Here is a 22,301-nt window from a genome sequence, read left to right as displayed (position 1 = left end):
GCCGGACGCCGGGCACGGCCCGGGGCGGAGAGGGCTACGCTTCCCGGGTGCTCGAGCCCGCCCCCCTGATCGCCGGGCTCCCGTGGACCGGGTGGGCCGTCGCCGCCCTGGTCGCGCTGCTCGTCGGCTTCTCGAAGACGGCGCTGGGCGGCCTGGGCATGATCGCCGCGGCGCTCATGGCCCTCGTCATCCCGGCCAAGGACTCGACGGGCGCCGTCCTCCTGCTGCTGGTGACCGGCGACCTCGTCGCGATCTGGGCCTACCGCAAGCACGCCGACTTCCGGGTCATCGGTCGCCTGCTCGCGCCCGTGCTGGTCGGCGTGGGCCTCGGCGCGGTCTTCCTCACGATGGTGAGCGACGACGTCATGCGGCGCACGATCGGCGCGATTCTGCTCGCCCTGCTGGTGCTCAACCTCTGGCGCGACCACCTGCGCACCGACACCCGCCTGGCCACCGTCGGCTACGGCGGCCTGGCCGGCTTCACCACGATGGTGGCGAACGCCGGCGGCCCGCCGATGAGCCTCTACCTGCTCGCCGCCCGGTACGAGAAGTGGCGGTTCCTCGGGACGACGGCGTGGTTCTTCTTCACGGTCAACGTGATCAAGCTGCCGGTCGCCGTGGGCGTGGGGATCGTGCGCACCGAGACGGTCGCGCTGTGGGCCGTGCTCGCGCCGGTCGTGCTGGTCGGCACGTGGATCGGGCGCAAGGTCATCGGCCACGTGGACCAGCGCCTGTTCGAGCGCCTGGTCACCGTGCTCGTGGCGCTCGCGGCGCTGAACCTGCTGCTGCTCTGACCTGCCGGAGGGCGGTCCCGGAGCGGCCGGTCACGTGGGGCGCAGGCGCCACCGGGCGGGCGCCATCGTGTAGATCTGCCGGTACAGCGCCGTCCCGACGAGGACGCCGAGGGCGATGGAGACGATCGACCCGGCGATCGTCGGCAGGCTGGCGGAGGCGACGGCGGCCCCGCTGGCCGACTGGGTGAGGCCGATCAGCCCGGTCGCCCCGGGCACGAGCAGCCAGAACGCGGGGAGGAAGCAGACGACGGCGGGCGGCGCGCCCCGGACCGTCTGCACGAGGTAGGCGCACAGGGTCAGCGCGGCCGCGCCGAGGAAGCCGCTGTAGACGCCGTTCGTGACCGCCGCGCCGGCCAGCTGCCCGCCGTAGGCGACCAGCAGGACGACGGTGAGGAAGAAGAGCGAGCGTGGCGGCCCGCAGTGGTACAGGAAGATGCCGACCGAGAAGAGCAGGACGCCGATCCAGGGCTGGAACGCGCCGAGCGTCGTGGGGGAGGAGGCGAGGGCGGCCGAGCTCGGCACGTCGGTGATCGCCAGGGCCGCGAGGATCCCGAAGGCGAGGAACAGCAGCTGCGCCATGCCGGACACGAGGCGGCTGGACCCCGCCACCATGTCGCCGGCGGCCAGCTCCTGGACCCCCGTCGTGAGCGCGGCGCCGGGCAGCAGCGTGACCAGCGGCGGCACCAGCACCTGCAACGGCTCGCTCACGACGGTGGTGTCGGCGAGCCCGAAGACCAGCAGCGCCAGCACGAAGGCGGTCACGACGGGCAGCAGGGTGGCGGCGTACGTCCCGGGCCGCACGGTGAGCTTGACCGCCCCGACGAGGACGCCGAGGACGAACGCGTACAGCAGGCTCACGGGGTTGCCGCCGAGCAGGACCAGCCCGAGCCCCGCCGCGGCCAGCCCGTGCCCGGCCGTGCGGACCCACCCCGGGAAGCGCGGGTGCGCGTCCGCGACCGCCCGCAGCCGGTCGACTCCCTCGGACGCGTCGATCCGGCCCGCGACCGCATGGTCCACGACGGCGTAGACCTGGGCGGCGCGGTCGAACCGGACCTCGCCGCCCGCGGACGCCGCGACGTCGAACCTCGTCTCCGTGTCGCCCGGCATCCGGATGAGGATCAGGGTCGGGAACACGAACAGGGACGTCTGCGGCGAGCCGAGCGCGACGGCGACGCGCTTGAGCGTGTGCTGGATGTCGGTGGCCGCCGTGCCGACCGTGAGCAGCGCGCCCCCGAGCGCCACTAGGAACTCCTGCAGCCGCTCGGACGCGGCGTCCACCACCGGCTCGGCCTCGAGCGACCGGCGCCGCAGCGAGAACCTCGGGAGGCGCACCCGCAGGAGGCGACGCCGGGCGCTCGCGTGGTCGCTCTCGGTCACCGTCCGCCGCCCTCCGCCGGGTGCACGCCGTGGAACGCTCGCCAGGCTAGGCCCGCGGCCCCGGGACGGCGACCGTGACCGGCGACCTTGACCCTCAATTTACAGCGCTGTATGTTCACTGCGGCCCGTCGACGAAGGCGGTGCCGATCGTGGTCGAAGGAGACGTCGCGTGAGATCGAAGACGATGGCCGGTCCGCCGAGAACGGTGAGCCGGCGCTCGTTCCTTGCGGGGGCAGCCGGTGTGCTGGCGGCCGTCCCGCTGTCGGCGTGCGCCCCGCCGAGCGGTGCCGGTGGTCGCACCCAGATCACCTTCTACGAGCAGAAGCAGGAGGTCATCGCCTACTTCGACGACCTGCTGCGGCGCTTCGAGAAGAAGAACCCGCACATCCGCGTCGTGCACGACTCGACGACGGCGATCGCGCCCCAGTTCGTGCGGAACGAGCCCGGCGACGTCGGCTGCTTCAACGACAACCTGGAGCTGGCCCGCTACGTCTCCCGGGGGCAGATGGGCGACCTGTCGACCCTGCCGTCGGCGGCGACCGTGCGGACCGACATCAGCGAGCTCACGGACCAGTACGCGACCTACGCGGGCCGCACGAGCGTGCTGCCGTACTCGCTGGCGGCCGCCGGGGTCATCTACAACAAGGCGATCTTCGCCGAGCACGACCTGCCCGTCCCGACCACCTGGACCGAGTTCGTCGACGTCTGCACGGAGCTGCAGAAGGCCGGCGTCACGCCGATCTACGCGACCGACCGGGACACCTGGACGCTGTGGCAGGGGCTGTTCGACTACTCCGTCGGCAGCCTCGTCGACCCGGGCGAGTTCTTCGGCCGGATGAAGGAGCTCGGGACCGACGTCGGGCCCGACTCCGACGTCTCGTTCGCGAAGACGCTGGCGCTCCCGATGGAGCGGGCCAAGACGATCTCGTCGTTCTTCAACCCGGACCACGCCGTGCGCGGCTACGCCGACGGCAACCTGGCGTTCGGTCAGGGCAAGGCGGCGATGTACCTGCAGGGCCCCTGGGCGCTGAGCCAGATCGCCCTCGTCGACAAGGACCTCGAGGTCGGGACGTTCGCCCTGCCGGTGAGCGAGGACCCCGACGAGCGCCAGGCGCGCGTCAACATCGACCTCTGCCTCTACATCCCCGTCGACACCCCGCACCGCGCGGAGGCGGAAGAGCTCGTGGAGTTCCTCATGCGCCCCGAGATCCTCAACGCGTACAACGCCGACAACCTGGCGTACTCGACGCTGAAGGACGGGCCGCCGCAGCAGGACGAGCGGCTCGCCGGCCTGCAGCAGTACGTCGACTCCGCCGCGTTCTACCAGGGCGCCGGCACCTTCGTCCCGACCTCCATCCCGCTGGGCAACTACCTGCAGGAGGCGATCCGCTCGGGCGACTTCGAGACGATGCTCGACCAGCTCGACGCCGACTGGCGCCGGCTCGCGGGCCGGGAGGCGACGGTATGACCCAGACCATGACCCCGTCGACGCGTACCGCCGCGCCGAGCACCGCGACGGGCCGACGCCGGCGGCACGGTCGCCCGGAGGCGATCGCCTACCTGTTCCTCGTCCCCGCCCTGGTGGTGTTCACCGCGTTCGTGGTGATCCCCGCGCTGGTGGGCATCTTCTACAGCTTCACCGACTACGTCGGGTTCGGGGGCTGGAGCTTCCTGGGCCTGCGGAACTACACGGCCCTGCTCGGCGACCCCGGCATCCGCGAGGCCTACGGGTTCACCCTCGGGTTCGCCGTCGTCACGGTGATCGTGGCGCAGGTGATCGCCCTGGTCCTCGCCATCGGCCTGTCCAAGCGCATCCGCTTCGCCGCGGGGCTGCGGGCGATCTTCGTGATCCCGATGGTCGTGTCGGGGATCGTCGTCGCCTACGTCTTCAACTACCTGTTCTCGAACACGCTGCCGGCGTTCGCCACGTCGGTCGGATTCGACCCGCTCAGCCAGAGCATCCTCGGCAACCCCGACCTCGCCTGGCTCGCCATCGTCGTCGTGTCGGCCTGGCAGACCATCCCGGGCGCCCTGCTCGTCTACACGGCCGGCCTCACGTCCATCCCGGGCGACCTCTACGAGGCGAGCTCGCTGGACGGCGCCGGGCCCTGGCGGCAGTTCCGCTCCATCACGCTGCCGCTCATCGCCGGCTTCGTGCTCATCAACACGATCCTGGGCATCAAGGGGTACCTCGGCGTCTACGACGTCATCGTCGGCCTCACCGGCGGTGGGCCCGGCAACGCCACGAGCAGCGTCGCGATGACGATCTTCGGCGGCTTCACGGGCGGCGACTACGCCTACCAGATGGCCAACGCGACCGTCTTCTTCGTGATCACGGTGGTCATCTCCGTGCTGCAGCTCGTCGTCTCCCGTGGAAGGAACATCCGCCTGTGACCGCCATCGCCACCGCGGCCCCGCGCGACGGGCGCGCCCCGGCGCCGGTCCGCGACCGTCGCCGCCCCGCACGCACGCACCGCAGGAGCTGGCCGCTGACCGTCGCGCTCGCCCTGTGCTCGCTCACCGTGCTCGCCCCCCTCTACGTCACGGTCATGATGGGGTTCAAGACCAGCGAGCAGTCCGTGGCGGGCAATGCCTTCGCCCTGCCGGCGCCGTTCAACCCGGAGAGCTTCGCCGAGGCCTGGCGGCTGACCCGGTTCCCCGTGTCGTTCAGCATCTCCGTGGGCGTCGCGGCGCTCACCGTCGCCCTCACGCTGCTGCTGAGCTCGCTCGCGTCGTACGCGATCGTGCGGTACTGGTCGCACCGGTTCTTCCGCTGGTCGTTCGTGTACCTGCTCGCGTCGATGTTCCTGCCGTTCCCCGTGATCGCGCTGACGGAGATCAAGCTCACCGCCCTCACGGGCCTCGACAACCCGCTGGGCGTCGCCATCCTGCACGCGATGTTCCAGCTCGCGTTCAGCGTGCTGCTGTTCTCGGCGTACCTCCGGTCGATCCCGGTCGAGCTGGAGGAGAGCGCCCGCATCGACGGCGCGACGACGTGGCAGGTCTTCTGGCGCATCATCCTGCCGCTGCTGGGGCCGATGATCGCGACGGTCGGCATCTTCGCGTTCCTCGCGTCGTGGAACGACTTCATGCTGCCGTCGATGATCGTGTCCGACCCGACGTTGCAGGTGCTGCCCGTGGTGCAGAACATCTTCCAGAGCCAGTTCGGCACCAACTACAACGTCGCGTTCGCCTCGTACCTCATGGCGATGGCGCCGACCATCGTCGTGTACCTGTTCGCGCAGCGCTGGGTCATCAGCGGCATCACCCAGGGCGCGGTCAAGAGCTGAGCCCGCCCGCGGCCCGCCGCGGACACCGACCACCGTGCACCACCCCGGAGGAGTACCCGTGACCGACGTCGTCGACACCCGACGCCCGCTGCCCGTCGTCCGCCCGCTGCCCGGCGCGGCCCCGCAGGACCGTGCCGAGCAGGAGGTCCGCGGCGCCCGCTGGCGCGTCACCGTCCTGACCGACTGCCTGTTCCGGGTCGAGTGGTCGCCCGACGGCGGGTTCGAGGACCGCGCGTCGACGTTCGCCGTCCGGCGCGACCTCGGCGCGGCCGAGTTCACCGCGCAGCCCTTCGGCGACGGCGTCGAGATCACGACGCCGCACGCCCGCCTGCGGTACGACGGCCACGAGCCGACCGCGCAGGGGCTCGTGGTCGAGCTGCGCGGCCGGGACTCCGGCCGGTGGCGCTACGGCGAGCCGACGCACGACCTGGGCGGCACGGCCCGGACCCTCGACGACGCGGACGGGCGCATCGACCTCGAGCCCGGCGTCGTGTCCCCGGACGGTATCGGGGTGGTCGACGACACCGAGTCGTTCCTGTTCGCCGACGACGGGTGGATCGGCACGCGGGCGGAGGGGCGCCGCGACCTCTACGTCTTCGCGCACGGGCGCGACTACGCCCGCGCGGTCCGCGAGCTCTACGCCGTCTCCGGGGCGCCGATGCGCCTGCCGCGCTGGGCGCTGGGCAACTGGTGGAGCCGGTACCACCCGTACTCCGACGAGTCCTACATCGAGCTGATGGACCGCTTCGACGAGGAGGGCGTCCCGCTCTCCGTCGCCGTGATCGACATGGACTGGCACCGCGTCGGGTCCGTGCCGCCGCAGTACGGCAACGGCTGGACCGGGTACTCCTGGGAGCGCACCCTGTTCCCCGACCCGGCGGCGTTCCTGGGCGCGCTGCACGAGCGGGGCATGCGCACCACCCTCAACCTGCACCCCGCCGACGGCGTGCGCGCCTTCGAGGACGCCTACCCGCAGATGGCCGAGGCGGTCGGGATCGACCCTGCCACCGAGACCCCCGTGTCGTTCGACCCCGCCGACCCGGCGTTCCTGCGCGCCTACTTCGAGCTGCTGCACCACCCGCTCGAGGAGCAGGGCGTGGACTTCTGGTGGATCGACTGGCAGCAGGGGCGCACCTCGGGCCTGCGCGGCGTCGACCCGCTGTGGCTGCTCAACCACTTCCACCACCTCGACGCCGCGCGGCACGGCGGGCCGGGCATGACCTTCTCCCGGTACGCGGGGCCGGGCAGCCACCGGTACGCGGTCGGCTTCTCCGGCGACGCGGTGGTCTCGTGGGAGTCGCTCGCGTTCCAGCCGGAGTTCACGGCGACCGCGTCGAACGTCGGGTACTGCTGGTGGAGCCACGACATCGGCGGGCACACGCGCGGCGTCCGGGACGACGAGCTGGCCACCCGGTGGGTGCAGTTCGGCGTCCTCTCGCCGATCATGCGCCTGCACTCGGCCAACAACCCGTTCATCCGCAAGGAGCCGTGGCTCTTCCCCGCCGAGCACCGGCAGGCGATGGGCGACGCGCTGCGGTTCCGGCACCGCCTCGTGCCGTACCTGCACTCGATGAACCACCTGGCCGCCGCCGGCACGCCCCTGGTGCGGCCGATGTACCACCTGGAGCCGTACCGCGGCGAGGCCTACTCGGTGCCGAACGAGTACGCCTTCGGCACCGAGTTGGTCGTGGCCCCCGTGGTGACGCCGCGCAGCCGGGTGTCGCTGCTGAGCAGCACGCGGGCGTGGCTGCCCGCGGGCCGCTGGACCGACGTCTTCACGGGCGCGGTGTACCCGGGGGACCGGCACGTCGAGCTGCACCGCCCGATCGAGTCGGTGCCCGTGCTCCTGCGCGAGGGCGGCGTCCTGCCGCTCGCGGCCGACTCCGAGCGGGACGCGACCCGCAACCCGGCGGCCCTCGAGGTGCTCGTCGTGCCGGGGGCGCCCGGACGGTTCGACCTGGCCGAGGACGCCGAGGACGACCGCGAGGCGACCGCGGGGCCGGCGGCGACGACGCCCCTGGTCTGGGACCAGGAGCGCCGGGAGCTGCGGGTCGGGGCGGTCGAGGGCCGCGCCGACGTCGTGCCCGCGCACCGCGAGTGGACGGTCACGTTCCTCGCGCGGCGGCCCGGCGGCGAGGTGACCGTCGACGGACGGCCCGTGCCGGTGTCCGGCCAGGACGGCCGGTGGAGCGTGTCGTTCACCGCCGCGTCGGGGGCGGGCGCCGTGGTGCGCGTCGGCGGGGCCCCGCTGCGCGTGGGCGTCGACCCGGCCGAGGCCGTGCGGACGGTGCTGGAGCGTGCCCAGGCGGGCAACCCGGAGAAGCTCGCGGCGTGGGAGGTCGTGACCAGCGGGCGCGGGACCGTCGAGCGGCTGGCCGAGCTGGAGACCGTGGGCCTGCCGGACGACGTCCGTGGCGCCGTCGTCGAGCTGCTCGCGACGGTCGTGGACGCCCCGGCCTGACCCCGTCGCGCCCGGCCCGCGACGCCCCACCCCCTCGGGGCGTCACCTCACCGCGGGTCGGGCGCAGCCGGTTCCGGGGCGCTCTCGCGGACGAGCAGGCCGTGCCCGACCGTCACGTGCCTGCCCGGCGCGTCGAGCCCGTCGATCCGCTCCAGGAGCAGGTCGAGCGCGCGGGAGGCGAGGGCGTGGGTGTCGGGGGCGACGCTGGTGATCGTCGGCACGGTGCTCGCCGTGAGGACCGTCGCGTCCCAGCCGACGATCGCGACGTCGCCCGGCACGTCGACGCCGCGCACCCGCAGGGCGCGCAGCGCGCCGATCGCCGCGAGGTCGTCGCGGCACAGGAGCCCGTCGACCTCCAGCCCGGCGTCCAGGGCCTCGCCCAGCGCCGCCTCGGCCCCGAGGGCGTCGCCCTCGCCGCGGGCGACGAGCAGCGACTCGTCGAACGGGAGCCCGGCGTCGTCCAGCCCCTGGCGGTACCCGTCCAGCCGCAGCGCGGACGTGAACGACCAGGGCCCGGTCTCGTGCCCGAGGAAGCCGATCCGGCGCCGCCCGAGCGCGACCAGGTGCGCGACCGCCTCCGCGGCCGCGGCGACGTTGTCGATGGCGACCTGGTCCGTCCCGGACGGCTGCGGGTCCTCGCCGAGGAAGACGATCGGGGTGTCGCGACGGAGCGCGTCCAGGTCGCCGGCCCGCAGGGCCTGCGGGTGCACGACGACCCCGTCGACGATGCCGGCCTCGCGGTCCCGGAGCACGGTCCGCTCGCCCTCCGCGGTGCCGCCGGTCTCCTCGAGCAGCAGGCGGTAGCCGCGGGCGGCGCTCACCCGCGCGAAGACGTGCGCGAGCTCGGCGAAGTACGGCCGGCGCAGGTCGGGGAAGGCGAGCGCCACCATGCTCGACCGGCCCGTGGCGAGGCTGCGGCCGCGCAGGTCGGGCCGGTAGCCGAGCTCGTCGATGGCGGCCTGCACGCGCTCGCGCATCGCCGCGCTGACGTGCTGGTAGTCCCGGACCACGTTCGACACGGTCTTCATCGACACGCCCGCGTGCGTCGCGACGTCCTGGAGCGTGACTCTCTTCACGGGGATCACCGTAGCGTCTGTACCACCCCGTTTACAGCGCTGTATAGTCGCGCCGTGACCACGACGACCCACGCCGCCGCCGCCGTCGGCGCCGCCGCAGACCGCCTTCCCCTCGCCACCCGTCAGGACGGCACATACCCCCGGCCGCAGCTGCTGCGGGAGCGGTGGGCCACGCTCGACGGGCCGTGGGCCTTCCGCCACGACGACGAGGACGCCGGCCTCGCCGCGGGCTGGGCGGCCGGCTGGTCGACCGACGCCGACGGCGCCCGCGAGATCACCGTGCCGTTCCCGCCCGAGTCGGTGGCCTCCGGGATCGCGGAGCCCGGGTTCCACCCCGTCGTCTGGTACGCGCGGACCATCCGTCCGGCCGACCTCGCGGCCGCGGGCCGGTCCGACGCCGCGCCCCGGGTCCTGCTGCACCTCGGAGCCGTGGACTACCGCGCCTCCGTGTGGATCGACGGCGCGCTGGTGGGCGAGCACGAGGGCGGCCACACGCCCTTCACCCTGGACGTCACGGCGCACGTCGCCGACTGTGCCGACAGCGCCGACGGTGCCGAGCACCTGCTCGTCGTGCGCGCCGAGGACGACCCGCACGACCTCACCCAGCCCCGCGGCAAGCAGGACTGGCACGAGGACGCGCACGCCATCTGGTACCGCCGGACCACGGGGATCTGGCAGACCGTGTGGCTCGAGGCCGTGCCCGGCACGAGCATCGACCACCTCCGCTGGCTCCCCGCCGGCCCGGCCGCGGTGGACCTCACCGTCCGGTTCCGGGGCCCGGTGCCGCCCGGCTCGCGGGTGCGCGTCGCCCTGCGGTTCGACGAGCGCGACGAGGACCTCGGCACCGTCGAGGTCACCACCGTCCGCCCGACGCCCACGGTGGACCTGACCGTGCCGGTCGCCCGGCAGCGCAACGGGCAGGCCGAGGACGAGCTGACCTGGTCCCCGGAGAAGCCGCGGCTCGTGGACGCCGTCGTGTCGCTGCTCGACGCCGACGGCGCGGTGCTCGACGCGGTCTCCTCCTACCTCGGGGTGCGGAGCGTCGGCGTCGCCCGCGGGGCGTTCCTGCTCAACGGGTACCCGTACGACGTGCGGTCCGTGCTCAACCAGGGGTACTGGCCCGACAGCCACCTCACGGCACCGTCGGCGGACGCGCTGCGCCGCGAGGCGGAGCTCGTCAAGGAGCTCGGGTTCAACGCGTGCCGCATCCACCAGAAGATCGAGGACCCGCGCTTCCTGTTCTGGGCGGACCGCCTCGGCGTCCTCGTCTGGGGCGAGACGCCCGGCGCGTACGAGTTCTCGCCCACCGCGGTGCAGCGCCTGACCCGGGAGTGGATGGAGGCGGTCGACCGCGACGTCTCGCACCCGTCGATCGTCACCTGGGTCCCGTTCAACGAGTCCTGGGGCATCCAGCACGTGGCCGACGACCCGGCCCAGCAGGCCTACTCCCGCGCCCTCACCGACCTCACGCGCGCCCTCGACCCGTCCCGGCCCGTGATCTCGAACGACGGGTGGGAGCAGCAGAACACCGACATCGTCACCGTGCACGACTACGAGGGGGACGGCGCGGCCCTCGCGCGCACCTACGCGGACGACGCGGCGCGCGAGCGCATCGTCACCCGGATGGCCCCGTCGGGCCGCCGCCAGCTCGTCGGCGGGTGGGCCGACGCCGGGCAGCCGGTCATGCTCACCGAGTTCGGGGGAGTGAACTACCAGCCGGGTGCGGCCCGCGCCGACGGCTGGGGGTACACCAGCGCGGAGGACGGCGACGACTGGGTCGCGCGGATCACGGGGCTGTACGACGCCGTCCGCGCGAGCGACTTCCTCGCCGGGTCGTGCTGGACCCAGCTCACCGACACGATGCAGGAGACCAACGGGCTGCTCACCGCGGACCGGGAGCCCAAGGTGCCGGTCGAGCAGATCCGCCGCGCCGTCACCGGGGACCGCTGATGGCGGTGGACGACCGCGACCGGGAGATCTGCGCGGGGCCCTGGGACGGGCCGGGGAGCGGGCCGGGCGCGATCGCGCCGCCGGTCTTCCAGACGAGCCTCTTCGCGAAGGCGACGTTCGCCGAGTTCGCCCGCCAGCAGGCCGCGGAGCACGAGAACTACGTCTACAGCCGGGGCACCAACCCGACCGTCGCGTTCCTGGAACGGCAGCTCGCGCTGCTCGAGCGCGGCGAGGCCGCCAAGTGCTTCGGCTCCGGCATGGGGGCGATCGGGGCCGTCCTCGGCGGGCTGCTGCGCGGCGGCGACCACGTCCTCTTCGTGAACAACGTCTACGGCCCCACGCTGGAGCTCGCGCGGCACCTGGAGCGGTTCGGCGTCGAGCACACGGTCCTGACCGACCCGGGCGCCGATGTCGAGGACCACCTCCGCGACAACACCGCGCTCGTGTACGTGGAGAGCCCCGGCACGATGCTCATGCGCCTCGTCGACCTGCGCGCCCTCACCGCGGTCACCCGCCGCCGGGGCATCCTCACCGCCATCGACAACACCTGGTCCACGCCGCTGTTCCAGAAGCCGCTGGAGCTCGGCGTCGACCTCGTCATCCACTCGCTCACGAAGTACGTCGGCGGGCACAGCGACGTCACCGGCGGCGCCGTCGTCGGGTCGGCCGAGCTGGTGCGCGAGATCTTCTACCGGGGCCACCAGCTCTTCGGTGCGGTCATGTCCGCGATGGAGGCCTCCCTCGTGCTGCGCGGGCTCCGGACCCTCCCGGTCCGGATGGAGCAGCACCAGGAGAACGCGGAGCGGGTGATCGACCACCTGCTGGCCCACCCCGCGGTGGCGGCGGTGCACCACCCGTACGCGGCGCCCGGACCGGACGGTGACCTCGTGCGGGCCCAGCTCACGGGCTGGTCCGGGCTGCTGAGCCTCGAGCTCGCGGACGGCACGTTCCCGGCCGTGTCCCGGTTCGTCGACGGCCTGCGGGTGTTCCGGATCGGCGTCAGCTGGGGCGGCTACGAGAGCCTCGTGAGCTCGCCCGTCCGGGCCGACAACGCCGACCGGCTGGCGGCCGACGGCATCCCGCCGGGCCTCGTCCGGCTGTCGGTCGGGCTCGAGGGCGCGCGGAACCAGATCGACGACCTCGACCGGGCGCTCGCGGCGGTCTGACGCCGGCCCGGGCGCCGCGCGCCGAGGGCGCGGAGCGGGTGAAATCCCTCGTCAGGACCGATTTCGACGGGCACAGGTACCGCCTGTCTGAATACGATCCGCGCGGTTCACCCTTCCATCCCGAAAGGTTCCTCATGCGCCTTCTGTCCAAGCTCGCGGTCACCACGGTGGCGGCCGCGTCGCTGCTGCTCGGCACGGCGGTCGTGCCGGCGTCGGCCGCGACCGCCCCGCCGATCAACGTGACCTCCGTCAAGGTCACGCCGTCCTACGGCGGCAAGGCGATCGGCGCCACGACCAAGGGCTACTACGTCACGACGAAGGTCAGCCTCGGGGACCTGCGCGCCTGGGGCCCCGTCTGGTGGGCGGACGTCTACGCCGACGTCTACCTGGGCAGCAAGCGCGTCAACAGCAAGCGGGTGCAGATCGGCTACCTGTCCTCCAGCGGCAAGGGGGGCCTCAGCAGCTACCCCGTCACCGCGCGGTCGTGGTGGGGCCGCGGCGACTTCAAGATCAAGAACGTCCGCGCCGTGGTCGACACCTACGGCACCACGTCGTCGGACGTCGTCGTCAAGGACGGCTCGTACTCCGGCGGCGCGTTCACGATGCGGTCGGCCATCGACGGCAAGCTCAAGTACCACAACGCGATCCGGGTCACGTCGAGCGGCAGCCACAAGACCGTGAAGGTCGGGATCCGCAAGTACACGCCGAAGGGCTGGAGCCCCTACGCGTCCGCCAAGGTCAAGATCCAGTACAAGACCTCCAGCGGCTGGAAGACCCGCAAGACCGTCACGCTGAACCGCGACGGCCTCAAGACGTACAAGTTCACGACGTCGCACAAGTACAAGTACCGCCTGTCGATCGCGCCGACCACCAAGGTCGTCGGCGGGACGACCACCTCCAGCACGCGCATCTGACGCGTCCCGACGCGACAGCGCAAGGGCCCTCGGCCCGAGGACGTCCGACGTCCTCGGGCCGAGGGCCCCTGCTGTCCCTGCGGGGTCAGCTCATCTGCGCGACGGCGGCGGTCCACTCCCAGTGCCAGGGCTCGTACTTCGTCCCGCCGGGCCGGGCCCAGTCGGGGTTGTCCCACCCGTAGGTCGGGGCGTTCGCGGCGAGCCAGTCCCACCGGGCGCCCGCGTAGGACTCGGCGCAGATGTCGACGGCGAGGCCCCAGCCGTGGTTGGACGTGCCCGGCACGGCCGCGAGGTACCCCTTGGCGGCCTTCGTCGCGATCTGCTGGGAGTAGCTGCGGAACCCGTCCGTGATGCACATCGGCTCGCCCCACGCGGCCTGGTACGCCTCGTTGAGCTTCGCCAGGGCGACGGCCGCGTCCGCGCGGACCTGAGTGTGCCCGTCCCACAGGGTGCAGAGCTCGTCCGAGGGGATCTGCCCGTTGCTGCCCAGGCCGGCGGCCACGCCGTCGCAGCCGGGCAGCACGGGCGGCGGGGGAGCCTCGATCTCGCCCGCGTCCAGCGTCTCCACCGACAGCTTCGCCTTGTCGGAGACGGTGACCTGCGCACCGCCCGCGACGGCGGTCTTCACGGCACCGGCCTGCACGGCTCCGGCGCGCGCCCCGCTGCGGGACGCGGCGGCGTCCCGGTCGCCGACGGCGGCGGCCGCGGCGGTGGTGAGCGTGTCCAGGGTGCCGGTGGTGGGGCGGTCGTCGGCCTCGGGCGCGGAGGCGTCGGGCGCGATGGCGGCGAGCGTGGTCGTGGTCGCGACGGCGACGGTCAGGCCCACGCCGAGGCTCGCCCAGCGGCCGGGCGCGCAAGCCGGTCCGCAAGGGCCGCGCGGACCGGCTCGGGGCGGACCGGCGCGGCGGTGCGGACCGGCTCGGGGCGGACCGGCTCGAGCGTCCGGACGGGCGTCGAGACGTGCGGCGCGGCGGCGGTGGTGCGGCTGCGGCCGCCGCGGCCGGGGTCGCGCCGGCTCGGGTAGGTGCGCGCGGGCTGCGCCGGGGCGGGTGCGGGCTGCGTGGTGGTCATCGCGCGGCCCGCGCGTGCGCGAGGGGGAGACCGGGGGTACCGCGCCACGCGGCGCCCCGAAGAACGTGGGTTGTCATGCGACCTCTCTTGCTGCCTGAACCGCCGGGGAGGAACGTACCTCACCGACCGCGCGAATGTCACGAAACGATCACGACGAGGTATGGCGCAGGACGTGGGCCCGTGGCGCCGCGACCTGCGGGACGGGTCGTCGCGGCCTAGCGTCGAGGCATGAGCGAGGACAACCACGCCGTCCGCACGGAGAAGGACGGCAGCAAGGCCGCGAAGATCCTGTACCGCCCGGTGGGGATCGTGAGCTCGATCATCGGCGGGATCGTGGCGGGGCAGGTGTTCAAGCAGGTCTACAAGCGTGTCGCGCCGGGCCACCCCGACGACGCGCCCACGCCGCTGCAGTCCGAGTACCGGATGCGGGAGATCCTGCTGGCGTCGCTGCTCCAGGGCGCGATCTTCTCCGTCGTGAAGGCGGCCATCGACCGCGGCGGGGCCCGGGCGTTCGAGCGGTGGACGGGGGAGTGGCCCGGCGACTGACCGCGACCCGCACGCGCGTGCTTCGATGGCCGGATGACCGCCGAGGACAGACCGCGCCGGCCCGCCGACCGGGTGTGGCGGCGGCTGCCCGCCGGGGCGCGGCCGCTCCTCGAGGGCGCCCTGCCGGCGTCGGACCTGCGCACGCTCCTGCTCGACGTCGCGGACGCGCGCGCGAGGGCGACCCGGCCGGCGGACGTCCTCGCGCAGTGGCGCCGCGACCGCACGGTGCGGCCCGCCGCCGCCGACCCCCGCCGGCTCTGGCCGCTGGAGGCGCGTCTCTGGGACGAGCTGCCCGCCGAGTTCGACGCCGTCGAGCCCTCGCCGGTCGCCCCGCTCGCGGCCGCGTCGGCGCTCGGACCCGTCAGCCAGCAGCGGGTCGTGGCGACGACCCGGCTCACCGAGGTGGTGAGCGACTCGACCAACGTGCTCGCCCTGGAGGCCGCGGACCGCCGGTCGGCCGGCACGTGCGGCGAGCCCGTGCACCTCGCGGCGATCCAGCGTCAGCTCCGCGCGCAGGTCTTCGGGCCCGGAGCCGGCGCGCACTTCCGCCTCCTCGTGCTGGTGTCCAGCGCCCGCGACGCGGGCTCCGGGCGCACCGAGGCGGCGCTCCTGGTGGCCCATCTGCGCGCGTGGCAGCGGCTGCTCGGCGCCACGGCCGCGGACCGCCGCCCGCGGATCGAGCTCACCGTGTGGGACGACGGCGCGGTGGCGGAGCGGGTCGCGGACACCGTGCTGCCCGCGGTGCGCGACGACGTCGTGCCGGTGGTCGAGGAGCCGGCGCGCGAACGTGCCCGCGGCTACTACGCAGGCGTCGCGCTCCGCATCGTGGTGGACGACGCGGCCGAGGTCGGGGACGGCGGCCTCACGACCTGGACCGCGCAGCTCCTCGGCGACCGCAAGGAGCGATGCCTCGTGTCGTGCGTCGCGACGGAGGGGCTCCTCCCGCCGGGCGGCTGACGAGGGCGCCCGGCGCGAGGGCCCGCGGTCACCAGTCCGCGGGTCGGGAGTCCTTGCCGTCGAGCCACAGCCGGTCGCTCGCGTCGCTGTGCGATCCGCCGGAGCCCACGTGCTTGGAGCTGATCCGGTCGCCCTTGACGATCACGTACGCCACGGCCTGGGCGTGCCCGTGGCCGATGCCGTACGTCTCCTTGAGCCACGCCACGACGGGCGTGGTCTTGCTGTCGGGGCCGAAGCCCTGCTCCGCCGCGGCGGCGACGAGCTGTCGGGGCGTGAGCCCGGTCTGGGTCTCGACGTTGTCGAGGTAGGCCTGGAAGGACATCAGCGGCTCTCCTGGTTCTCGTGCGGCTCGTTCGGCTCGACCGGCCGTGCCTTGTCCTGCTGGATCATCGTGGCGGACGCGTGGATGCACATGATGCGCAGCACGCCGGTGCCGGTGCTGGTGAACCCGTGCCAGACGTCGGGCCCGACGACGGCGGTGTCGCCCGCGCGGGCGACGACGGTCTCGGCGCCGATGCGGATCGTGGCCTCGCCCTCCAGCACCGACCACGTCTCGGTGTAGGGGTGGCGGTGCAGGTCCGGGCCGCGACCCGGGTCGGTGGTGACGAGGAAGAACGACACGCCCGACCCGTGGTCGCGACCCTCGAAGCGCAGCGTGCGCGAGCCGGGGATGCGGATCGTGTCGGCGGGGACGACGGCGGCCATGGTGGCTCCTTCGCGGTTCCGGTGGTCGTCGTGGGCCGGTGCCTGCGACGTTCCCAGCCTGGTTGCGGGCCGGCACGGCGCACGAGGCTTTCGACGCTGGTCGAAAGGTCTCCCGGGCTCCGATCTTTACTTGACACGGTGAAGGAATGGGGTCGAGGGTAGTGCCGTGCAGCGCCGCGCAGATGTTCCCACCCTCGGCTCGCTCGGGCCGTCCGCCCGAGCGGTGGTCCGTGCCCTGCTGCTGGCCGGTCCGCTGTCCAGGGCGGAGCTCGCGCGGCGCCTGGAGCGCTCGCCGGCGAGCCTCACCAAGGTCACTCAGCCGCTGCTGGCCTCCGGCCTGGTCCGGGAGGAATCGGCGACGCTCTCGGAGAGCCGCGGCCGCCCGGGCGCGCCCCTCGTGCTCCAGGCCTCGCGTCATCGGTTCGTCGGCGTCAAGGTCACCGCGGACGAGCTGTACGCGGTCCGGGCCGACGCCTCCGGGCGCGTGGAGGAAAGCCGGCACCGCGCCCTGCCCGACGTGGGCCAGGCGACGGTCGTGGCCGAGATTGTTGAACTGGTGAAAGAACTGGGGGACCCGGCGTCGATCCAGGCGCTCGGCATCGGGCTGGCCGGCCAGATGTCCCGCTTCGACCGCACCGTGCGCGCGAACGCCTACCTCGGCTGGGACCAGGTGCCGCTGGCGCGGCTGCTGGAGGAGGCCACCGGCATCCCCACGGTCCTCAGCGAGGACGCCCGCGCGCTGACCGCCGGGGTGCAGTGGTCCGGACCGGGCCGGGGGATGAGCGACTTCGCCGTGCTGACCGTCGGGGTCGGCGTGGGGCTGGGCGTCGTCCTCGAGGACCGGGTGCTCGCCGGGCCGACGGGCAAGGTGGGCAGGATCGGGCACACCCGCGTCTCCGACTCCGGCCCCCTGTGCCAGCTCGGCCACCGCGGCTGCGCCTCCGCCTTCCTCACCACGCGGGCCGTCACCCAGGGCATCGGCGTGCCGCTCGGCCGCACCGACGTGGACCTCGACGAGGCGTATGCGCTCGCGGCGGCAGGCGACGGCGTCGCGCTGCGGGTCTTCGCCGACGCCGGCCACGCGCTCGGCGTGCTGATCGCGCAGCTCGTGAACGTCCTCGGCCTGCCCGCCGTGATCCTGGCCGGCGACGGGCTGGGCATGCTCGCCCACGCCCGGCCCGGGATGGAGGCCGCGCTCGCCGAGCACCTCGACCCGAACGCCACCGCGCCGGAGGTGGTGGCCTTCACCTCCGGCTTCGACGAGTGGGCCCGCGGCGCGGCCGTCGTGGCCTGTCAGTGGATGCTCGTCGACCCGCCCACGCGACACCCCGACCCGGCATGACCCACGACCTCGGCACCACCCACGACCCCGGCACCACCCACCACCAGGAGGAACCGTTGTCCGCACTGCCTCTCGACCCCACCGCCCCGCTCGCGGCCGACGCCGGCTCGATCAGCATCGGCATCGTCGGCGCCGGCCAGTTCTCGCGGAGCTTCGCGACGCTCTGGGACCTGCACCCGAACGTCGACCGGCTCACGATCACCGACCTGGTGCCGGAGCGGGCCAAGACGCTGGCGGACCGTTACGAGCGCGCCACCGTCGTCGACAGCTTCGAGGAGATGCTCGACTCGGACGTCGACGCCGTCGCGATCTTCACGCAGCGCTGGACGCACGCGCCGCTGGTGCTGGCCGCGCTCGAGGCCGGCAAGCACGTCTACTCGGCGGTGCCGATGGCGACCGAGCTCACCGACATCGAGGCGATCATCGCCGCCGTCGAGCGCACCGGCCTCACCTACATGATGGGCGAGACGAGCTACTACAACCCCGCCACCGTCTTCATCCGGGAGAAGGTCCGGGAGGGCGCGCTCGGCCAGGTCTTCTACGCCGAGGGCGACTACGTCCACGACATGGACCTCGGCTTCTACGCCGCCTACCAGTACAGCGGCGGGGAGGACTGGAAGGCCACCGCGAGCTACCCGCCGATGCTCTACCCGACGCACGCGATCGGCGGCGTCCTCGGCGCGCTGCCGACCCGCGCCGTGAGCGTGAGCTGCATCGGCGTGGAGGACCGGCGCGGGGACGGCGTGTTCGACCGTGAGGTCAGCCAGTTCGGGAACAGCTTCTCGAACGCCACGGCGCTGTTCGAGCTGTCCGACGGCGGGGCCATGCGCACCAACGAGATGCGCCGGGTGGGCTACCCCTCCCACATCCGGGAGTCGCGGTTCCGCTTCTTCGGCACCGAGGCCAGCTTCGAGCAGCTCGCCCACCAGAGCGTCTGGAACACCAAGGAGGCCTCGACCGACGTCTCCGCCGACTTCGTCCCGGTCCGCAGCGCGGTCGACGAGGCGGACCTCGCGGACGTCGACCCGGCGCTGCGGGAGGCGTTCACCTCCGGGTCCACCCCGGTCCACGACCGCTCCCGGCTGCCCGCCGAGTACGCCGAGGCGCCGAACGGGCACGAGGGCTCGCACCACTTCCTCGCCGACGACTTCGTGCGCGGCGTGGTCAGCGGTGAGCACCCGCCGGTGGACGCCTGGCGGTCCGCCCTGTTCACGGCCCCGGGCATCGTGGCGCACGCCTCCGCGCTCGCGGGCGGTCAGCGGATGCCCATCCCCGACTTCGGGAGCCGCCCCGAGCGCGGCTGAGCACCCCACCCGGCCCGGCGTCATCGACGACGCCGGGCCGGTTCGAGCACCGCCTGCAACGACGCAAGGAGGTACCTCATGTCAGCACCGTCCGTCCCCAGGGCTCGGACCGGGCGCCGCCGGGACGACACCCGGCTCGCCCTGGCGTTCATCCTGCCGGCCACCATCGGCCTGGTGGTCTTCTACTTCTGGCCGCTGGTCCGCGGCATCTGGCTGAGCTTCACCTCGTGGGACCTGCTCAGCCCGGCCGAGTTCACCGGCCTCGAGAACTACCGGACGATGGTCTCCGACCCGGTGTTCTGGAACGCCGTGCGGGTCACCCTGCTCTACGTCGTGATCAACATCGTGCTGCAGACGGCCCTGGCCCTGCTGATCGCGGTGCTGATGCAACGGCTCAGCCAGTCCACGCTGCTGCGGTCGATCGTGCTGGCCCCGTACCTGGTCTCCAACGTGGTCGCCGCCCTGGTGTTCCTGTGGATCCTCGACTTCCAGCTCGGCATCGGCAACCAGGTGCTGACCTGGATCGGGCTGGACCGGATCGGGTTCTTCACCTCCGACGCGTGGGCGATCCCGACCATCGCCGTGGTGAACGTCTGGCGGCACATGGGCTACACCGCCCTGCTGATCTTCGCCGGCCTGCAGACCATCCCGCCCACGATGTACGAGGCGGCCAAGGTGGACGGTGCGTCCGAGACGCGGATGTTCTTCGGCATCACCGTGCCGCTGCTGCGGCCGATCCTCGGGCTGGTCCTGATCATCTCCGTGATCGGCTCGTTCCAGGTGTTCGACACCGTCGCGGTCACCACCAACGGCGGGCCCGTGGACGCCAGCCGGGTGCTGCAGCTCTACATCTACGACAAGGCGTTCGGGCAGTTCGACTTCGGCTACGCGTCCGCGCTGAGCGTGGCCATGCTGCTGATCCTGGTGGTCGTCACCTTCTTCCAGTACCGCGTGACGCGGGCCGGCCAGACGGACCTGAACTAGGAGGCGGCGACATGACCGACACGACGACCGGCACGACGACCGCCCAGGTCGAGCACACACCCGTCGGGCCGCCCGCCCCGCACCCGGAGGCGGCCCGGCGCCGCCGCCGGCGCCGCCCGCCCAGCGTCGGGCGGGTGGTGGCGTGGGTGGTGATGATCCTGCTGGTGCTCATCACGCTGTTCCCGTTCTACTGGATGCTGCGCACGGCGCTGTCCAGCAACGGGGCCCTCTACTCCAGCTCCACCTCCCTGCTGCCGGTCGACTTCAGCTGGGGCGGGTTCGAGCGGGTCTTCGGCCTGCAGACCACCGAGGAGGCCATCGCGCAGGGCGGCTCGGGGGCCTCCATCGACTTCTGGCTCTACCTGCGCAACTCGGTGGTGGTGGCGACCGTCGTCACCGCCTGCCAGGTGTTCTTCTCCGCGATGGCGGCCTACGCGTTCTCGCGGCTGCACTGGAGGGGGCGCGACGCCGTGTTCGGCGTCTTCCTGCTCTCCCTGATGGTGCCGGTGATCTTCACCCTGCTGCCGAACTTCCTCCTGATCAAGGAGCTGGGGCTGGTCGACACGCTGCTCGGCATCATGCTGCCGGGCCTGTTCATGACCCCGTTCGCGATCTTCTTCCTGCGCCAGTTCTTCATGAACGTCTCGACCGAGGTCGAGGAGGCCGCGCTCATCGACGGGGCCAGCAAGGTCAGGGTGTTCTTCGCGCTCATCATCCCGATGTCCGTGGGGCCGATCGCGACCATCGCGATCCTGACCTACATCGGGTCGTGGAACGACTACTTCTGGCCGCTGATGGTGTCGTACACCGACGAGTCCCGGGTGCTCACCGTGGCCCTCGGGAACTTCAAGGCGCAGACCCCGCAGACCGGACCGGACTGGGCCGGCCTGATGGCCGCGACCCTCGTGGCCGCGCTGCCGATGATCCTGCTCTTCGTCGTGTTCGCGAAGCGGATCGTCAACTCCATCGGCTTCAGCGGGATCAAGTGAGGCGGCAGATCGTGCAGACCACCCATCGCAAGGCCGCGGCCCTGGCCGCGGGACTGACCGCCGGCGCCCTCGCCCTGGCCGGGTGCGCGGGGCCCACCTCCGCGGGGGACTCCGCCGTCGTGGACTACTGGCTCTGGGACGCCAACCAGCTGCCCGCCTACCAGAGGTGCGCGGACGCGTTCGAGGAGCAGAACCCGGACCTGCAGGTGCGGATCAGCCAGTACGGCTACGACGACTACTGGCGCAAGCTCACCGCGGGCTTCGTGGCGGGCGCCGGGCCGGACGTGTTCACCGACCACCTCACCCAGTACCCCGGCTTCGCCGATCGGGGCCTGCTGGTGGACCTGAGCACCCTGGAGGCGACGAAGGACGTCGACTACGGCGGGTTCCAGGAGGGGCTCGCGGACCTGTGGGTGGGCCAGGACGGCGCGCAGTACGGCATGCCCAAGGACTTCGACACCGTCGCGCTGTTCTACGACCAGCAGGTGATCAGCGAGGCCGGGCTCGCCCCGGAGGACCTCGAGGGCCTCGACTGGAACCCCGAGGACGGCGGGAGCTTCGAGAAGGTGCTCGCGCACCTCAGCGTGGACGAGAACGGGGTGCGCGGCGACGAGGAGGGCTTCGACCCGGACCGCGTCGCCGTCTACGGCCTGGCGTCGAACGGGTCGGGCGGCACCGCCGGGCAGACGACCTGGTCCTGGCTGGCAGGAGCGACCGGCTGGTCGTTCACGGACGCCGACGTGTGGGGGACGGAGTACCACTTCGACGACCCGCGGGTGCAGGACTCCCTGAAGTGGCTGTTCGGCCTGGTGGAGAAGGGGTACATGGCGCCGTACGAGGAGGTCGGCACGGAGCCCAACCCGCAGCAGGCCCTCGGGTCGGGCCGGGCCGCGATCTCGGCGAACGGCTCCTGGATGCTCGGCACCTACGCCAACCTCGAGGGAGTGGACCTGGGCATCGCGTCCCTGCCGAGCGGCCCGGTGGGCCACCCGGTGTCGATGTACAACGGCCTCGCCGACTCGATCAGCGCGCAGTCCCCGCACCCCGAGCAGGCCGCGCGCTGGGTGGAGTTCCTCGGGTCGGACGCGTGCCAGCGGATCGTGGGGGAGGCCGGCGTGGTCTTCCCGGCCCGGCCCGCCGGGACCGAGGCGGCGATCGCCGCCTTCCGCGACCGCGGCCTGGACGTCTCGGCGTTCACCGACCTGGTGGACAAGAAGCAGACGGTCTACTTCCCGGTGACGAAGGAGTTCGGCGCGATCGACTCGGTGATGACGCCGGTCATGGACGAGATCTACATCGGCGACCGGGACGTCTCCTCGCTCACGGAGGTGAACGAGCGGATCAACGCACTGCTGAAGTGACGACGCCCCGGCCC

21 protein-coding genes are annotated in these 22,301 nt (G+C 72.8%); 15 read left to right on the top strand and 6 right to left on the bottom strand.

All coding sequences use genetic code 11. From position 1 onward, the window contains the following. Positions 1-47 precede the first annotated feature (47 nt). Positions 48-794: a sulfite exporter TauE/SafE family protein gene (locus tag ACQFYA_RS00170; protein WP_499120387.1), complete on the top strand. Its 747-nt coding sequence runs from the start codon at positions 48-50 to the stop codon at positions 792-794. 30 nt (positions 795-824) lie between these two features. On the opposite strand, the gene ACQFYA_RS00165 is transcribed toward ACQFYA_RS00170, so the two are convergent. Continuing rightward, positions 825-2,171, bottom strand: coding sequence for a threonine/serine exporter family protein (locus ACQFYA_RS00165; RefSeq protein ID WP_499120385.1), 1,347 nt, complete (start codon positions 2,169-2,171; stop codon positions 825-827). Between the two features lie 169 nt (positions 2,172-2,340). Here ACQFYA_RS00165 and ACQFYA_RS00160 point away from each other — a divergent pair, with 169 nt between their 5' ends. From ACQFYA_RS00160 to ACQFYA_RS00145, 4 genes are read left to right on the top strand one after another with little or no spacing between them, the layout of a single operon-like run. Next, complete coding sequence (locus ACQFYA_RS00160; protein ID WP_499120383.1) at positions 2,341-3,639, top strand: ABC transporter substrate-binding protein; 1,299 nt, start codon at positions 2,341-2,343, stop codon at positions 3,637-3,639. After that, complete coding sequence (locus ACQFYA_RS00155) at positions 3,636-4,565, top strand: carbohydrate ABC transporter permease (RefSeq protein ID WP_499120381.1); 930 nt, start codon at positions 3,636-3,638, stop codon at positions 4,563-4,565. The genes ACQFYA_RS00160 and ACQFYA_RS00155 overlap by 4 nt, the downstream gene beginning before the upstream one ends. Next, a complete protein-coding gene (locus ACQFYA_RS00150) occupies positions 4,562-5,461 on the top strand; it encodes a carbohydrate ABC transporter permease (RefSeq protein WP_499120379.1) in 900 nt (299 codons plus the stop codon). The genes ACQFYA_RS00155 and ACQFYA_RS00150 overlap by 4 nt, the downstream gene beginning before the upstream one ends. A 58-nt stretch (positions 5,462-5,519) precedes the next feature. Further along, on the top strand, positions 5,520-7,922 hold the full coding sequence (locus ACQFYA_RS00145; protein ID WP_499120378.1) for a glycoside hydrolase family 31 protein: 2,403 nt from the start codon (positions 5,520-5,522) through the stop codon (positions 7,920-7,922). A gap of 47 nt (positions 7,923-7,969) precedes the next feature. Here ACQFYA_RS00145 and ACQFYA_RS00140 read toward each other — a convergent pair whose 3' ends face one another. Beyond that, positions 7,970-8,998: a LacI family DNA-binding transcriptional regulator gene (locus ACQFYA_RS00140; RefSeq protein WP_499120376.1), complete on the bottom strand. Its 1,029-nt coding sequence runs from the start codon at positions 8,996-8,998 to the stop codon at positions 7,970-7,972. Between the two features lie 54 nt (positions 8,999-9,052). Between ACQFYA_RS00140 and ACQFYA_RS00135 the strand changes: the two genes are divergently transcribed. From ACQFYA_RS00135 to ACQFYA_RS00125, 3 genes are all read left to right on the top strand, one after another. Further along, the gene (locus ACQFYA_RS00135; RefSeq protein ID WP_499120374.1) at positions 9,053-10,948 is read left to right on the top strand and encodes a glycoside hydrolase family 2 protein; all 1,896 of its coding nucleotides are present in this window, start codon (positions 9,053-9,055) and stop codon (positions 10,946-10,948) included. Next, positions 10,948-12,114, top strand: a complete 1,167-nt coding sequence (locus tag ACQFYA_RS00130; protein ID WP_499120372.1) for a trans-sulfuration enzyme family protein — start codon at positions 10,948-10,950, stop codon at positions 12,112-12,114. Before ACQFYA_RS00135 ends, ACQFYA_RS00130 begins: the two co-directional genes overlap by 1 nt. Positions 12,115-12,248: 134 nt before the next feature. Beyond that, entirely contained in the window at positions 12,249-13,028 is a 780-nt protein-coding gene (locus ACQFYA_RS00125; RefSeq protein WP_499120371.1) for a hypothetical protein, read from the top strand. 85 nt (positions 13,029-13,113) lie between these two features. Here the strand turns inward: ACQFYA_RS00125 and ACQFYA_RS00120 are convergent, their stop codons facing one another. Next, positions 13,114-13,854, bottom strand: coding sequence for a M15 family metallopeptidase (locus tag ACQFYA_RS00120; RefSeq protein ID WP_499120369.1), 741 nt, complete (start codon positions 13,852-13,854; stop codon positions 13,114-13,116). Next, positions 13,845-14,099 (bottom strand): hypothetical protein, encoded by a 255-nt coding sequence (locus ACQFYA_RS00115; RefSeq protein WP_499120367.1) that lies wholly within the window; start codon positions 14,097-14,099, stop codon positions 13,845-13,847. The genes ACQFYA_RS00120 and ACQFYA_RS00115 overlap by 10 nt, the downstream gene beginning before the upstream one ends. A 228-nt stretch (positions 14,100-14,327) precedes the next feature. Here ACQFYA_RS00115 and ACQFYA_RS00110 point away from each other — a divergent pair, with 228 nt between their 5' ends. Together ACQFYA_RS00110 and ACQFYA_RS00105 are read left to right on the top strand one after the other, a co-directional pair. Next, the gene (locus ACQFYA_RS00110; protein ID WP_499120365.1) at positions 14,328-14,645 is read left to right on the top strand and encodes a DUF4235 domain-containing protein; all 318 of its coding nucleotides are present in this window, start codon (positions 14,328-14,330) and stop codon (positions 14,643-14,645) included. Positions 14,646-14,678: 33 nt separating this feature from the next. Further along, complete coding sequence (locus ACQFYA_RS00105; RefSeq protein ID WP_499120363.1) at positions 14,679-15,602, top strand: hypothetical protein; 924 nt, start codon at positions 14,679-14,681, stop codon at positions 15,600-15,602. Positions 15,603-15,630: 28 nt separating this feature from the next. Here ACQFYA_RS00105 and ACQFYA_RS00100 read toward each other — a convergent pair whose 3' ends face one another. Then, positions 15,631-15,924, bottom strand: coding sequence for a DUF4287 domain-containing protein (locus ACQFYA_RS00100; RefSeq protein WP_499120362.1), 294 nt, complete (start codon positions 15,922-15,924; stop codon positions 15,631-15,633). Continuing rightward, positions 15,924-16,307, bottom strand: a complete 384-nt coding sequence (locus ACQFYA_RS00095) for a cupin domain-containing protein (protein WP_499120360.1) — start codon at positions 16,305-16,307, stop codon at positions 15,924-15,926. The genes ACQFYA_RS00100 and ACQFYA_RS00095 overlap by 1 nt, the downstream gene beginning before the upstream one ends. Positions 16,308-16,473: 166 nt before the next feature. On the opposite strand from ACQFYA_RS00095, the gene ACQFYA_RS00090 reads away from it, so the two are divergent. The 5 genes from ACQFYA_RS00090 to ACQFYA_RS00070 all read left to right on the top strand — a co-directional run bounded on the left by ACQFYA_RS00090 (position 16,474) and on the right by ACQFYA_RS00070 (position 22,287). Next, a complete protein-coding gene (locus ACQFYA_RS00090) occupies positions 16,474-17,649 on the top strand; it encodes an ROK family protein (protein ID WP_499120359.1) in 1,176 nt (391 codons plus the stop codon). Continuing rightward, the gene (locus ACQFYA_RS00085) at positions 17,646-18,953 is read left to right on the top strand and encodes a Gfo/Idh/MocA family protein (protein WP_499120357.1); all 1,308 of its coding nucleotides are present in this window, start codon (positions 17,646-17,648) and stop codon (positions 18,951-18,953) included. Before ACQFYA_RS00090 ends, ACQFYA_RS00085 begins: the two co-directional genes overlap by 4 nt. Positions 18,954-19,031: 78 nt before the next feature. Next, positions 19,032-19,937: a carbohydrate ABC transporter permease gene (locus ACQFYA_RS00080; RefSeq protein ID WP_499120355.1), complete on the top strand. Its 906-nt coding sequence runs from the start codon at positions 19,032-19,034 to the stop codon at positions 19,935-19,937. Between the two features lie 11 nt (positions 19,938-19,948). Further along, complete coding sequence (locus tag ACQFYA_RS00075) at positions 19,949-20,926, top strand: carbohydrate ABC transporter permease (RefSeq protein ID WP_499120353.1); 978 nt, start codon at positions 19,949-19,951, stop codon at positions 20,924-20,926. A gap of 11 nt (positions 20,927-20,937) precedes the next feature. Beyond that, positions 20,938-22,287 carry an ABC transporter substrate-binding protein gene (locus ACQFYA_RS00070; protein ID WP_499120351.1) on the top strand — a complete coding sequence of 450 codons (1,350 nt, stop codon included), beginning with the start codon at positions 20,938-20,940 and terminating at the stop codon, positions 22,285-22,287. Positions 22,288-22,301 lie beyond the last annotated feature (14 nt).

Origin of the sequence: Promicromonospora sp. Marseille-Q5078, from assembly GCF_050315395.1 — a bacterium.
Classification (GTDB): domain Bacteria; phylum Actinomycetota; class Actinomycetes; order Actinomycetales; family Cellulomonadaceae; genus Isoptericola.
The sequence above is the reverse complement of the archived record's forward strand: the minus strand, read 5'-3'. Positions and strand labels throughout refer to the sequence as shown.